This window comes from Thermococcus sp. ES12 (genome assembly GCF_012027515.1).
Classification (GTDB): Archaea; Methanobacteriota_B; Thermococci; order Thermococcales; family Thermococcaceae; genus Thermococcus; species Thermococcus barossii.
The window spans coordinates 573,690-585,898 of the sequence record NZ_SNUP01000001.1; the positions used below are offsets into that span (position 1 = coordinate 573,690).

14 protein-coding genes are annotated in these 12,209 nt (G+C 54.7%); 9 read left to right on the plus strand and 5 right to left on the minus strand.

All coding sequences use genetic code 11. From position 1 onward, the window contains the following. Positions 1-96: 96 nt before the first annotated feature. Both pepQ and E3E37_RS03175 read left to right on the plus strand, forming a co-directional pair. Positions 97-1,143: a Xaa-Pro dipeptidase PepQ gene (gene pepQ, locus E3E37_RS03170; protein ID WP_167714758.1), complete on the plus strand. Its 1,047-nt coding sequence runs from the start codon at positions 97-99 to the stop codon at positions 1,141-1,143. A gap of 56 nt (positions 1,144-1,199) precedes the next feature. Beyond that, positions 1,200-2,273 (plus strand): mRNA surveillance protein pelota, encoded by a 1,074-nt coding sequence (locus tag E3E37_RS03175; protein ID WP_167714760.1) that lies wholly within the window; start codon positions 1,200-1,202, stop codon positions 2,271-2,273. Here E3E37_RS03175 and E3E37_RS03180 read toward each other — a convergent pair whose 3' ends face one another. Genes E3E37_RS03180 through E3E37_RS03190 form a run of 3 tightly spaced genes read right to left on the minus strand, consistent with a single transcriptional unit; the run spans position 2,274 to position 4,456 of the window. Then, the gene (locus E3E37_RS03180) at positions 2,274-3,266 is read right to left on the minus strand and encodes an AIR synthase family protein (RefSeq protein ID WP_167714762.1); all 993 of its coding nucleotides are present in this window, start codon (positions 3,264-3,266) and stop codon (positions 2,274-2,276) included. Then, a complete protein-coding gene (locus E3E37_RS03185) occupies positions 3,235-4,056 on the minus strand; it encodes a 7-cyano-7-deazaguanine synthase (RefSeq protein WP_167714764.1) in 822 nt (273 codons plus the stop codon). The genes E3E37_RS03180 and E3E37_RS03185 overlap by 32 nt, the downstream gene beginning before the upstream one ends. A gap of 37 nt (positions 4,057-4,093) precedes the next feature. Beyond that, complete coding sequence (locus E3E37_RS03190; RefSeq protein WP_167714766.1) at positions 4,094-4,456, minus strand: DUF4870 domain-containing protein; 363 nt, start codon at positions 4,454-4,456, stop codon at positions 4,094-4,096. Between the two features lie 223 nt (positions 4,457-4,679). Here E3E37_RS03190 and E3E37_RS03195 point away from each other — a divergent pair, with 223 nt between their 5' ends. The 4 genes from E3E37_RS03195 to E3E37_RS03210 all read left to right on the plus strand — a co-directional run bounded on the left by E3E37_RS03195 (position 4,680) and on the right by E3E37_RS03210 (position 8,487). Continuing rightward, positions 4,680-4,907, plus strand: a complete 228-nt coding sequence (locus tag E3E37_RS03195) for a FeoA family protein (RefSeq protein WP_088864598.1) — start codon at positions 4,680-4,682, stop codon at positions 4,905-4,907. Positions 4,908-4,917: 10 nt separating this feature from the next. Then, positions 4,918-6,894, plus strand: a complete 1,977-nt coding sequence (feoB, locus tag E3E37_RS03200) for a ferrous iron transport protein B (RefSeq protein ID WP_167714768.1) — start codon at positions 4,918-4,920, stop codon at positions 6,892-6,894. A 9-nt stretch (positions 6,895-6,903) separates the two neighbouring features. After that, complete coding sequence (locus E3E37_RS03205) at positions 6,904-7,158, plus strand: helix-turn-helix domain-containing protein (RefSeq protein ID WP_206204001.1); 255 nt, start codon at positions 6,904-6,906, stop codon at positions 7,156-7,158. A gap of 87 nt (positions 7,159-7,245) precedes the next feature. Continuing rightward, positions 7,246-8,487 carry a sugar phosphate nucleotidyltransferase gene (locus E3E37_RS03210; protein ID WP_167714772.1) on the plus strand — a complete coding sequence of 414 codons (1,242 nt, stop codon included), beginning with the start codon at positions 7,246-7,248 and terminating at the stop codon, positions 8,485-8,487. A gap of 43 nt (positions 8,488-8,530) precedes the next feature. Here E3E37_RS03210 and E3E37_RS03215 read toward each other — a convergent pair whose 3' ends face one another. Then, entirely contained in the window at positions 8,531-9,334 is an 804-nt protein-coding gene (locus E3E37_RS03215) for a diadenylate cyclase (RefSeq protein ID WP_088864602.1), read from the minus strand. A gap of 100 nt (positions 9,335-9,434) precedes the next feature. On the opposite strand from E3E37_RS03215, the gene E3E37_RS03220 reads away from it, so the two are divergent. The 3 genes from E3E37_RS03220 to cyaB are packed head-to-tail and all read left to right on the plus strand — an operon-like array spanning position 9,435 to position 10,968. Next, a complete protein-coding gene (locus E3E37_RS03220; RefSeq protein WP_088864603.1) occupies positions 9,435-9,968 on the plus strand; it encodes a UbiX family flavin prenyltransferase in 534 nt (177 codons plus the stop codon). Between the two features lies 1 nt (position 9,969). Further along, a complete protein-coding gene (locus E3E37_RS03225; RefSeq protein ID WP_088180376.1) occupies positions 9,970-10,452 on the plus strand; it encodes an Lrp/AsnC family transcriptional regulator in 483 nt (160 codons plus the stop codon). Next, positions 10,453-10,968 carry a class IV adenylate cyclase gene (cyaB, locus tag E3E37_RS03230; protein ID WP_167714774.1) on the plus strand — a complete coding sequence of 172 codons (516 nt, stop codon included), beginning with the start codon at positions 10,453-10,455 and terminating at the stop codon, positions 10,966-10,968. A 2-nt stretch (positions 10,969-10,970) separates the two neighbouring features. Here cyaB and E3E37_RS03235 read toward each other — a convergent pair whose 3' ends face one another. Beyond that, a complete protein-coding gene (locus E3E37_RS03235) occupies positions 10,971-12,164 on the minus strand; it encodes a redox-regulated ATPase YchF (protein WP_167715361.1) in 1,194 nt (397 codons plus the stop codon). Positions 12,165-12,209: the final 45 nt, after the last annotated feature.

Sequence of the window (12,209 nt, forward strand, 5' to 3'; positions counted from 1 at the left end):
ATGTATCACTGACGGGGTTATAACCTTTCCCGTCTCACGGAGATGCCCGAAAGGGTTTTATTGGTGGCAGGGTTAGGGGGAACTGGTGGTTGTCGGATGAGGATTGAAAGGCTCAAAGGGTTCATAGCCGAGAAAGAGCTCGACGGTGTTGTAATCACATCAAAGCCGAATCTCTTTTACTTCACGGGAAGCTCGCCAGTCCTCGGGGGTTCGTTGCTTGTGACTCCTGACGATGCCATTTTCCTCGTCCCCGAGCTGGAATACGAGGAGGCGAAAGAAACCTCCCGCGTTCCCGTTGATAAATTCAAGAAGGGAAGCGAGCTGTACGAGAAGCTCAGGGAGTTCGGCCTCCGGCGTCTCGGAATAGAGGGTAAGACAAGCTATTCCGCGGTTCAGGCTTACCGGGAAAAGCTCGGAGTTGAAGACTTCGTTGTGATTGACGACGTCATCAGGGAACTCAGGATTGTGAAAACTCCCGAGGAAATCGAGGTTATAAAGGCGGCCTGCGAGATAGCCGATATGGCAATGATGGCCGCTCTGGAGGAGATCAGCGAGGGCAGACGCGAGAGGGAGATAGCGGCGAAGATGGAGTACGTCATGAAAATGAACGGTGCGGAAAAGCCGGCCTTCGACACGATAATAGCCAGCGGCTGGCGCTCCGCGCTGCCACACGGCATCGCCAGCGACAAGAGGATAGAGAAGGGTGACCTGGTGGTTATCGACGAGGGAGCGCTCTACAGGCACTACCACTCCGACATGACCAGAACCATCGTTGTCGGTTCTCCCAACGGGAAGCAGAGGGACATCTATGAGGCCGTCCTTGAGGCCCAGAAGAAGGGAGTTGAGACAGCCAGACCGGGAATGACTGCAAAGGAGCTGGACACCATCGTCAGAGACGTCATCAAGGAGTACGGTTACGGCGACTACTTCATCCACTCCACCGGGCACGGCGTCGGCCTGGAGATTCACGAGTGGCCGCGCGTGAGCCAGCTCGACGAGACCGAGCTCAAGCCGGGAATGGTGATAACGATCGAGCCGGGCATCTACATCCCCAAGCTTGGCGGTGTCAGGATAGAGGACACCATCCTCATCACAGAAAACGGCGCAGTAAGGCTCACCAGGACCGAGAGGGAGCTGATTTAGGCCCCTCCTAACAACTTTTTAAAGGCCATCGCCTACTCTTCTCTGGGGGTGAGCGGGTGCAGATAATCCACCAGGACGTCAAGGAGGGCAAGGTGAAGGTCAAGGCCGAAACCCTCGACGACCTCTGGCACCTCTACCACATCATCGACCCGGGCGATATCGTTTACGCCAAAACGCTCCGAAAACAGGCCCAGAGGAGCGATTCCCTCAGGGCCGAAAAGGTGGAGGTCATTCCCGTCTTCCTTGGGGTTAGGGCCGAGAAGATAAACTTTCACAAGTTCGCCAACCAGGTCCGCGTTACCGGGCCGATAGTCTACGCCAGCAGGGACGACGTTCCCCTCGGAAAATACCACACGATAGCGATTGAAGAAGGCACGGTCGTAACGATTCAGAAGCCCCGCTGGAAGGAGCACCACATCGAAAGGCTAAAAGAAGCGGTTGAAGCCTCGAAGAGGGCAAGGGTGATGATAGTCGTCATAGACGACGGCGAGGCCGACATGGCGATAATCCGCGAGTACGGCGTAGAGATACTCAAGGGGATACGCTACAACCTCGGGGGGAAGCGCTACGCCACCAACCGCGAGAGCGAGGAGAAGAGGTTCTTCCACGACGTGGCGAAGAGCATGGAGGAGATAATCAGCCGGGAAGGCATAGAGCGGGCCATAGTTGCAGGCCCCGGCTTCGTCAAGGAGGACTTTTACAAGTTCCTGCGCGAGAACTACCCCGAACTGGCCAAGAAGGTGGTCATCGAAGATACGAGCGTTACCGGAAGGACGGGCATCTACGAGGTCATAAGGCGAGGGACCGTCGATAAGGTCTACCACGAGAACAGGGTTGCGAAGGAGGTTCAGCTCGTCGAGAAGGTGCTGGAGAACATAGCGAGGAACAACGGTTTGGCTGCCTACGGTCTCAGGGAGGTGGAGGAGGCCGTCAATTACGGCGCGGTTGAGACGCTCCTGGTTCTCGACGAACTGCTCAAGGGCGAGAACAGGGAGAAGATCGAGGAGCTGATGGAGGCCGTCCGCTACTCCCGCGGCGAGGTGGTCGTGGTGAGCTCGGAGCACGAGGGTGGGGAGAAGCTAAAAGCGTTGGGCGGCCTGGCGGCGCTGCTGAGGTTCAGGGTGAAGTGATCAGCCGTACAGCTCCACGTAGGGGTCGCCCTCAAAGACCGGAAACTCCTTCTCCTCTCCGTTTTCGATTAGGAGGCGTTCCTTATCCTCGGTGAACTCTCCAATCTCGAACGCCCCAATTCCATTTTTGTTTAATTCTGTAATTAAAGCATCAACCTTCCCGGGCGGGGTTATCGCTATCAGCGTTCCGGTGGAGGAGACGCTCCACGGCTCAAGGCCGTAGAAGTCGAGGACCCTCTTTACAATGGGGTCGAGCTGGAGCTTCTCGGCGTAAACCCTGAAGCCCAGTCCGGAGTTGTCCGCCACCTCATGGAGCGCCGTTAGGCCCCCTTCGGTGGCGTCGTGCATGCCCCTGACGAAGGGTCTGGCCGTTAAGGCCTCGGAGACAACAGTTTCAGACCTGAAGTACTCCCTGAGCCTCGCCATTTCCCTGAAGCTCAGGAACTTTCTCAGTTCATTTTCACGGAAATACGCGGCGGAAACAGCAAACTCAAGGCCGACTTTGGCCGTGAGGACTATCCTGTCTCCGGGCCTCGCGAGTGGAAGTTTCAGCTCGTCCTTCCGCACCAGCCCCATAACAGTTGTTGTGCCGGTTGGCTCCTTGATCGATGGATAAACCCCGGTGTGGCCGCCTATTATGGAACTCCCGTAGCGCCTGCACTCCGCGTTCAGCTCACGCATCACCTTTTCCAGAAAACCCTTCTCGCTCCCGGGAGGGAGAAGCAGATCCACCACCAGCCACCTTGGCCTCGCCCCGAAGACGGCAACGTCGCTCGATGCGAAGTGGTAGGCGAAGAAGCCGAAGGTCTCCTCCGGAACGCCGAGCGTTGGGTCCGTCGCGACGACGAGGTAGTGGCTTTCATCGTATTCGAGCACCGCCGAGTCGAACCCCTCCCTCGGGCCGTGGATCACCTTGGTATCATCTACACCGAGGTTTGGGAAGACTACCTCCCTCAGCACGTCATTCCTCAGCTTTCCGGGCGGAAGCTTCACCTTCCTTCCCTCCGAACCTTGAGACGACCCGCCTTACCTCCCCGAGGGTTTCCTCATTGCAATCCCAGCACATCACCTCGAAGCTCGGAACCCTCACGCTCACGCGGACCTTCCTCGCTCTGGCGATTTTGCTCACCTCGTAGTTCACCTTAAAGGCGAGGTTCATGAGCTCCTCCGTGACGACCTCCTCCCGGTCGATGTACTGGAGCGGACAGCCCTCGCGCCACTGCCTCCTCCTCGCGTGTTCATACATGCGGTAGGGCCTTATTCCCGCCTCTTCGGCGAGCCTTTCCACCTCCTCGGCGGTGTACCTTATCAGCGGCCTGAAGAAGGGAACCCCGATTCGGGGTATGTCGCAGAGCCTTATGTCTCCCCTGCACTGGTCTAACAAGGCCCCGATGATTTTATCGTTGGCGTTGTCGCCCTTGGCTAAGACCTCAAAGCCGTTGTTGAGAGCGAACCACTTGGCGTTCCAGAGCATGACCTTCTTGCAGTTGATGCACACCGGCCCCTTCCTCCCGGTTGCCTCGCGAATGAGGCCATCCGTTATGTCCACAAGGTAGTGTTCAACACCGAGTTTTTTTGTAAAGCCCATCGCCCAGTTTAAGGTTTCCCTCCAGCTCCAGCGGTGAAAGAAGGTGAGCGCCGATACATCAAGACCTGCTCTTTTCAGAAGGTAGAGAGCCAGGCTTGAATCCTTTCCGCCTGAAAAGAGGACAAGGATTCGTTTTTTATCCACACCGGTGCGTTTCGAAAATTCCCAGACTTCCCTGACCGCTTCCGATATCATGGAGAAAAATAATGGGGGAGGCTTAAAAATATGAGCCTCAGACGTTGACCTTACCGATCCACTTTTCTGCCAAGTCACCGAAGAACGGAAACTTGTAGCGCTCGCCCTGATAGGCTTTGACCATTCCCAGTATCCAGAATATCAGGCCCACAATCGAGAGCAGGCCCCCCAGGATGGCTCCTATCACCGGTATGAAGCCAAGCACAAAGCTGAGTATCGTCAGCCCCAGGAACGTTATCGTTGACTGCATGGCGTGGAAACGGACGAAGTCGCTCTCCTTTTCGAGCAACAGGAATATTATCCCAGTTAGCCATCCGAGCACATATGCCAGCAAACCCTCAATGTTCTCATCCATACCCAACGAAGTCTTTTTGGGTTCCTCGGGTGGAATCTCTTCCATAGTCAATGCACCTCCGAAATTCAATCAGTTGTATTCTCCTCAATCCTTTAAATACCTTTCCAAAGTTTTAACACGAGTGCCCAACGTTGCCCCATCTTCTTTAACGCATCAGAACTCAATGATTTCTGATCTCGAACCCCTGAGTTTTGTTAGGCTCACCAAAGCTTTTTAAGGTCATCGAGAGATTGGAATATCGAATTAGGAGAGCCTAACGGTGATGCTCATGATTGTACCTTTAAACAGCATGAGGCCCGGCGAGAGAGGAGTTGTGGTTAACATCCTGGGCGGTCCCAATGCCCGTGGAAAGCTTGTCTCAATGGGACTTAGCCCTGGTGCCACCGTTCAGGTGCTTGAGTCCCATCCTATGGGCCCTATAATAATCTCCGTCGGCGGCGTGAGGTTCGCCATAGGGAGGGGTATGGCCAGCAAAGTCATGGTAAGAAAGCTGTGAGGTGTCCGCTATGATGAAGGTAGTGGCCCTGGCAGGGAACCCCAACGTCGGGAAGACCACCATCTTCAACTCACTCACTGGAATGCGCCAGCACGTCGGAAACTGGCCCGGAGTCACCGTCGAGAAGAAGGAGGGGATACTCGAATACAATGGCCAGAAGTTTCTCGTGGTTGACCTTCCGGGGATATACTCCCTGACGGCCCATTCCATTGACGAACTTGTTGCCAGAGACTTCCTTCTTAAGGGAAGTGCCGATGTCGTTGTGAACGTCGTCGACGCGACAGCCCTCATGAGGAACCTATTCCTTACGATGGAAATACTTGAGATGGGTCTGGGGAACGTTATCATAGCCCTCAACAAAATCGACCTCGCAGAAAAGCGCGGCATTGAGATAAACGTCAGGAAGATGGAAGAGCTATTAGGGGTTCCCGTCGTCCCCCTGAACGCCAAGGAAGGCCTTGGCCTGGAGGAGCTCAAAGACAAGATCTACAGAATGGCAAACGGCGAGATAAAAACCAATCCCACAGTTCCCACCTACGACCCTGAGGTTGAGAGGGAGATCATGCACATAACAGAGGTTCTGGAGCACACAAAGCTCGCTGGGAAGTACAACCTCCGCTGGCTTGCGGTGAAGCTTCTCCAGAGAGACGACGGAGTGATAAAGCTCGTTCTCAGGCATCTTGGAAAGGAGAAGCTCGACGAAATCATGGGACACATAGCCGAGGTGGAGGAGCGCTACAAGAGGGCGATGGATCTGATAATAGCCAGCCAGAAGTACGAGTTCATAGACGGCCTCATGCACCGCTTTGTGAGGTATTCCCACGAGCAGGGAGAGACCTTCAGTGACCAGCTGGACAGGTTTCTCACACACCCCGTTTACGGCCTACTTGCCCTCTTCGGCGTGTTTTACCTCCTGTTCAAGTTTGTCTTTGCCCTCGGATTGCCAATGCAGGGACTGCTGGATGAGGCTTTTTCCGCCTTTGGCGAGTGGCTGGCGCCCCACATTGCCAACGAAACGCTTCGCGGTCTCTTAGTTGACGGTATCATTGCCGGTGTCGGATCTGTTCTGAGCTTTTTCCCGCTGGTTTTCCTGCTGTTCTTGGCCATGTCCATCCTGGAAGACGTGGGTTATATGGCCAGAGCCGCGGTCGTCATGGAGCGCATCATGAGGAAGTTCGGCCTTCCGGGCAAGAGCTTCATTCCACTGGTGCTTGCCTTCGGCTGCAACGTTCCTGCAGTCATGGCGACAAGAACCCTTGATGAGGAGAGGGACAGGTTGATAACGATGCTGGTCAACCCCCTCATACCGTGCAGCGCCAGGCTGAGTGTCATAAGCTTTCTGGCGGGGGCTTTCTTTGTGGAGAACCAGGCCTTGGTCGCGGTGAGCATATACGCGACGGCCATAATGCTGGCGCTACTAATGGCGTGGCTCTTCAGCCGCTTTGTGGTTAGAGGAGAGGAGAGCCCCTTCATAATAGAGCTGCCTGAGTACCTCATACCCTCGTGGAAGACGGTGACGTTACACTCATGGGAGAGGAGCAAGGAGTTCGTTAAGAAGGCCGGAACCATAATCCTGCTGGGTTCAGTTGTCATCTGGTACCTCAGCAACTACCCGGTTCCAATAGGCTCCGGCCAGAGCTATTCCGAGAAGATAGGCATGTTTTTCGAACCGTACATGAAGCTCATGGGGCTCGACTGGAAGGCGGCCGTAAGTCTTCTCTTTGGAATCATTGCCAAGGAGAACGTCATATCAACCTACGGGATAATCTACGGCAGCGTTGACGAGATAGTCAACTCAATGTCTGCCCTCCAGGCCTTTGTGCTGGCCCTCGTCACGACCCTATACGTTCCCTGCATTGCCACGATAGGCGCGATAAGGGCGGAGAGCAACTGGAAGTGGGCCGCTTTCACTGTCGTCTACATGATAGGCCTCGCGAGCATCGTGGGGATACTCGTCTGGAACATAGGAACGGCACTTGGGTTCTGAGGTGTGAGGATGCTGGAGAGAATACTTGAACTCATAAAGGAAGGGAAGAGCATTGAAGAGATAGCCCGGGAGCTTTCACTCCCCCGCGAGGAAGTAGAGGGTGCCCTCAGCGTTCTGGAGAGCATGGGATACGTCGAGAGGGTGGAGCTTGGCAGTACTCAGTGCGAAAGCTGTCCATTGAAAAGCGTCTGCCCTGGTTCGTGCTTCAGATTCAAGGGAAAGGTGTACGCGGTGACCGAATTCAGGATTGATGCACACAAATGAGCGCGTCCTCCTTCCGGTTCATCGTTGGGCATATTTAATGGCCGTAAAATATATAAGTTTCCCTCCTGAATGTTAAACGGTGATACCATGAAAGCTGTTATTCTTGCTGGCGGTTTTGGCACCAGGTTAAGGCCGCTCTCATCGACCAGACCGAAGCCGATGGTTCCAGTTCTCGGAAAGCCCAACCTCCAGTACCTCTTGGAAAGCCTGGAGAAGATACCGGAAATTGACGAAGTGATACTCTCCGTTCACTACATGCGCGGTGAGATAAGGGAGTTCATTGAAGAGAAGATGAGCGACTATCCGAAGGGCATAAGGTTCGTCAACGACCCGATGCCCCTTGAAACCGGAGGCGCCCTTAAGAACGTCGAGGATTACGTGAGCGAGGATTTCTTGGTCATATACGGTGACGTCTTCACGAACTTCGACTTTGGCGAACTCATAGAGGCTCACAAGAGAAACGATGGGCTCATAACAGTCGCAGTTACCAAGGTCTACGATCCCGAGAAATACGGCGTCGTTGAGATGGACGAGGAGAACAGGGTGACCCATTTCGAAGAAAAGCCGAAAAGGCCTAAGACAAACCTCGTTGATGCGGGAATCTACATGGTCAACAAAAAGGTTCTGGAGGCCATACCCAAGGGCAAGGAGGTTTACTTCGAGAGAGAGATTCTCCCGAGGTTCGTGAGCCAGGAGGCTGTGTACGCGCACAGGATACCCCGCGAGTACTACTGGATTGACCTCGGAACGCCCGACGATCTGTTCTACGCGCACCAGCTCGCTATGGACGAGATAACCAAGCAGAACGGCTACTACACCATAGCCGAGGGTGCCGAGGTTCCGGAGGACGTTGAGATACAGGGACCGGCGTACATAGACAAAGGCGCCAGGATAGGGCACGGGGTCAAGATAAAGGCCTACACCTACATCGGACCGAACAGCATAGTCGAGGACAAGGCTTACTTCAAGCGCGCTATTCTCATAGGCAACGACATAGTCGGGGAGCGTTCCGAGATAAAGGACAGCATCCTCGGCGAGGGTGTCGTCGTCGGAAAGAACGTTATCCTCAAGGAAAACGCCGTCGTTGGCGACTACGCGAGGATATACGACAACCTCGTCATCTACGGCGCCAAGATACTGCCCTGGAAGAAGGTCGAGGAGTACGAGGCATACATCAAGATAAAGCTCGATCCGACTAAGGTGAGGCCCGGCGTTACCCCGGAGCGCTGTCCGCTCGGCCTGCCCGAGTGCATCTACACAAAGTTTAAGGCAATAGCGGGAGAAAAGCCGCCCTGCGACGAGTGCATAGAGAACCAGTGGCTCTTCTGATTTCCCTTACCCCTTTATATCTCTACCTTCGTTTTCGCGGGATTCAGTACCGGATCCGCGGGTTATATTCGAGAAGCATGAGACCGTTTTTGAATATCCTTATCGTGCCGCTCTCCGAGAGGGTTATCGCTATCGCTCTCGTGAGCCGGGTTATACCCGCTGCCGCTATGTGCCGGCTCCCCAGGCCAGGTGGAAGCATCAGGTCTATCACCTTTGGCTCGACTTCAAGGTACCTCCCGGCGGCGGCTATTCTACCGTCGTCCCTCACTATGAACGCACCATCCAGCTGGGCGAACTCTTTTATTATCTCCTTGCTGTTCCTGTCGAGGACGTTCACCCTGTGCCCCTTGAAGGGATTGGGTATGAGCTGATGGGAATGCCTGAGAACCCGTCTCGTGTCGCCTATGACAAAGATCGTTCCAACGGGAACGCCCTCCCTGCCCTCAATGCTCAGCTCTATCGTTATCTCAAGGAGCCTCTGGAGAACGTTCTGATTCTGGGCAAAGAAACCCCTCATCGCAGAGATGCTCTTTTTAACCGTTTTGATCCCGATAAGTTCCCGGGTGACGTAAACGAAGGAGTCGCCCTCCCTGAGTATGTCGTGCTCAAGGAGAAAAGCCGAGATGAGGTTGAGAACGTTGTTAATATCGAGGTTCTGCGGGATTGAGACCCTCTTTACCCTGTCGCTCTCCACATCAAAGGATGAACCAACTATCACAACGGTGACGTTCACATCTGGAACCCTCTCGGGTTCTATGTCCTCCAGAATAACAAGGGCCTTTCCATTCAGGGCCTCCACAACATCCACCGCGCTCCTTATAAGAACCTCAGGAACTTCCTTACCCATACTCACCAACCAATGATAAAATAACTCCGGGAGGTATAAAAACCTACCGTCCCTAGAAAACGTTAAAACATAACCCGACGAAGCCTTTTTGGTGTGGGAGATGAGGATAGTCGTCGCAATCACGGGTGCGAGCGGTTCAATATACGGCCTGCGGCTGGTTGAGGTTCTGAAACAGCTGGGTCACGATGTCATCACCGTGGCATCAAGAACGGGTCTCGCGGTTATGAGGCACGAAACCGGCGTTGAGTTCAAGCCGGACTACATGGAGGATGACCTTTTCGCCCCCATAGCCTCGGGCTCAAATCCCTTCGACGCCATGGTCATAGCCCCCTGCTCCATGAAGACTCTTTCAGCGATAGCCAACGGGTACGCCGACAACCTGATAGCCAGAACGGCTGATGTGGCCCTTAAAGAGCGCAGAAAACTCATTCTGCTCGTCAGGGAGACTCCTCTGAACTTGATACATCTCCAAAACATGGTACGGGTTACACAAGCTGGGGGGATAATTATGCCAGCTTCCCCAGGATTTTACACAAAGCCCAAAACTTTGGACGATATGGTAAACTTTATAATTGGAAAAATCTTAGACCTTCTTGGGATTGAGAACGAGATATACCCTCGATGGAGGAGTTAACATGGTCCAGCTCGATGACCTTGATAGGGCTATCCTCCGCATCCTGAAGGAGGATGCGAGGTTAACGATATCAGAAATCGCCGACAGGCTTAACAGGCCTGAATCCACCATTCATTTCAGAATAAAAAAGCTCCAAGAGAGAAACATAATTGACAAGTACACCATCGTCCTTGGCGAGAACCTCCAACCCAAGAGCCTCGCGATAGTTTACATCCAGGCCGAGACCCCAATAATCGAGGATTTCCTTGAGAGGTACATCCGCCACATCATGAAAACGCTTTCCCTGCTCCCCAACGTTCTTGCCGTTGCCAGGAGCGGAAAGGATGGGGTTGTCGCACTCATAGGAGAAGATACCCCAGAGAAACTCAACCGCTTCGTTGACGAGACCATCCGGGTTCTCCCAACCCTTAAAAGGGTCGAGGTCTTCACCCTGGACGAATTCAGCAAGGGTGACGGCCTGGTGGGCTTCCTAGTGGGGGTTTGAATGGAGGTAGAGGTTAAGTTCCGCGTTGACTTCAACTCCACCAAAAGGGCGATAGAATCCATCGGAGCGGCGTTCGTCAGGGAGGAGATACAGGAGGACGTTTACCTTTCCATCCCCCTTCCCGAGCTCCTGAGGGTAAGGAGGATAGGCAATCTAAACCGTTCTTTTCTGACCTACAAGCACATAGCCGACCCGGGCAGGAACGAGGAGTTCGACGAGCTTGAGGTCGAGGTGAGCAGCTTTGAAACGACCCTTGAGATACTGAAGCGCCTCGGCTTTAAGGAAGACGTCGTGGTCAAAAAGCGGCGCCTCGTCTACCGTCTTGGCGACGTTACCTTCGAGCTGAGCGAGGTCGAGGGGCTTGGGGCCTTTCTCGATATAGAGGTCATCTCCGATGACGTCGAGGAAGCGAAACGCAAAATCTGGCAGATTGCTAGAAAGCTTGGACTGAGCGAGGAGGACGTCGAGCCGAGGCTCTACCAGGAACTCATCCGCGAGAAAATGGGAAGAAGGTAAGGTCAGCGGGCAGTGGCAACTATCTTGATGATGTCGTTGAACCCCAGCTCGTAGTCCTCCCCAACGCGCCTGTGGGTTCTCGCGTTCACCGCGTAAAGGAACGTCTTCCCGAGGTCGGTGTGCACCTTGTAGGCCAGGTCACGCGGCGTTGAGCCTTTCGGCAGCAGATGGACGTGCGGCAGGACGTTGCCGAACCCGTCGGTGAGCTTGTGCTCGTCCTCGACCGGGTAAACAGGAACGAGGTTAAGCAGTTCAAAAACTGCCCTGTTTATGACCTCCTGCACGCCGGTGGAGCCGAAGCGGTCGAGAACCTTCTCCTTTATCAGCTGGAGGGCCTTCTCCTGCTTGGGGCTCATGGGCCTGAGGATTTTGAAGTCGCTCGAACCGGGGACGTAGTCTATGAAGCCGGCCTTGGCGGCCTTCCTCAGCGTGAGCTCCGCCGCGGCGCTGGTCGGCACGACTATGTACCCCCTGCTCCTGCCCTTCCTTATCAGGCGCTCTATCTGGGCATCGGCGGCCGCGTCGGCCTTGTTGGCGGCTATGATTATCGGCTTGTTTATTTTCCTCAGCTCCCGGACGAAGGCCAGCAGGTCTTCATCGCTCCACTTGGTCGGATCGTTGTCGAGGCCGAGCTTGTGGATGGCCTCGAAGGCGTCCTCCTCCGTAACCCCAATTCCCGTCAGCTGGTCCGCTATTGCCTGGGCGAGCTTGAGGTGCTGGAGCTTTATCCTCTTCGCGAACTTCTCCCAGTTCTTCCTGAGGATGCCGTATATCCAGTAGTCTATCTCCCTCTCAAGGAACTCTATGTCCCCGACCGGGTCGTGATGCTCCGTGGGCTGGCCCTCGGCGTCGGTCTTGCCGGTGGCGTCAACGACGTGGATTAGGGCGGAGGCCATCCTCAGGTCGTCGAGGAACTTGTTGCCCAAGCCACGGCCCTCGTGCGCCCCCGGAACGAGACCGGCCACGTCTATCATCTTTATCGGAATGAGCGCGAGACCATCCTTGTACTCGTAGTTCTGGGGGTTCGGATTACAGCCGAGCTCCCTGCAGGGGTGCTCCGCTATCGCGTACGTTACACCAACGTTCGCATCGATGGTAGTGAAGGGATAATTGGCTATCTGAACGTCAACGAGAGTAGCCGCTGAGAAAAAGGTCGACTTTCCAACGTTTGGCTTTCCAACGACACCTATCTCCATGCTCACCACCGGGCTAAATTGGGTGGAGGGTTTTAAGGGGTTTCG

What these genes read in the sequence shown, in the direction of transcription:
- pepQ (WP_167714758.1), top strand. Translation starts at nt 97, where the DNA reads ATGAGGATTGAAAGGCTCAAAGGGTTCATAGCCGAGAAAGAGCTCGAC.
- E3E37_RS03185 (WP_167714764.1), bottom strand. Translation starts at nt 4,056, where the DNA reads ATGATATCGGAAGCGGTCAGGGAAGTCTGGGAATTTTCGAAACGCACC.
- E3E37_RS03190 (WP_167714766.1), bottom strand. Translation starts at nt 4,456, where the DNA reads ATGGAAGAGATTCCACCCGAGGAACCCAAAAAGACTTCGTTGGGTATG.
- E3E37_RS03195 (WP_088864598.1), top strand. Translation starts at nt 4,680, where the DNA reads ATGATTGTACCTTTAAACAGCATGAGGCCCGGCGAGAGAGGAGTTGTG.
- feoB (WP_167714768.1), top strand. Translation starts at nt 4,918, where the DNA reads ATGATGAAGGTAGTGGCCCTGGCAGGGAACCCCAACGTCGGGAAGACC.
- E3E37_RS03205 (WP_206204001.1), top strand. Translation starts at nt 6,904, where the DNA reads ATGCTGGAGAGAATACTTGAACTCATAAAGGAAGGGAAGAGCATTGAA.
- E3E37_RS03210 (WP_167714772.1), top strand. Translation starts at nt 7,246, where the DNA reads ATGAAAGCTGTTATTCTTGCTGGCGGTTTTGGCACCAGGTTAAGGCCG.
- E3E37_RS03215 (WP_088864602.1), bottom strand. Translation starts at nt 9,334, where the DNA reads ATGGGTAAGGAAGTTCCTGAGGTTCTTATAAGGAGCGCGGTGGATGTT.
- E3E37_RS03220 (WP_088864603.1), top strand. Translation starts at nt 9,435, where the DNA reads ATGAGGATAGTCGTCGCAATCACGGGTGCGAGCGGTTCAATATACGGC.
- E3E37_RS03225 (WP_088180376.1), top strand. Translation starts at nt 9,970, where the DNA reads ATGGTCCAGCTCGATGACCTTGATAGGGCTATCCTCCGCATCCTGAAG.
- cyaB (WP_167714774.1), top strand. Translation starts at nt 10,453, where the DNA reads ATGGAGGTAGAGGTTAAGTTCCGCGTTGACTTCAACTCCACCAAAAGG.
- E3E37_RS03235 (WP_167715361.1), bottom strand. Translation starts at nt 12,164, where the DNA reads ATGGAGATAGGTGTCGTTGGAAAGCCAAACGTTGGAAAGTCGACCTTT.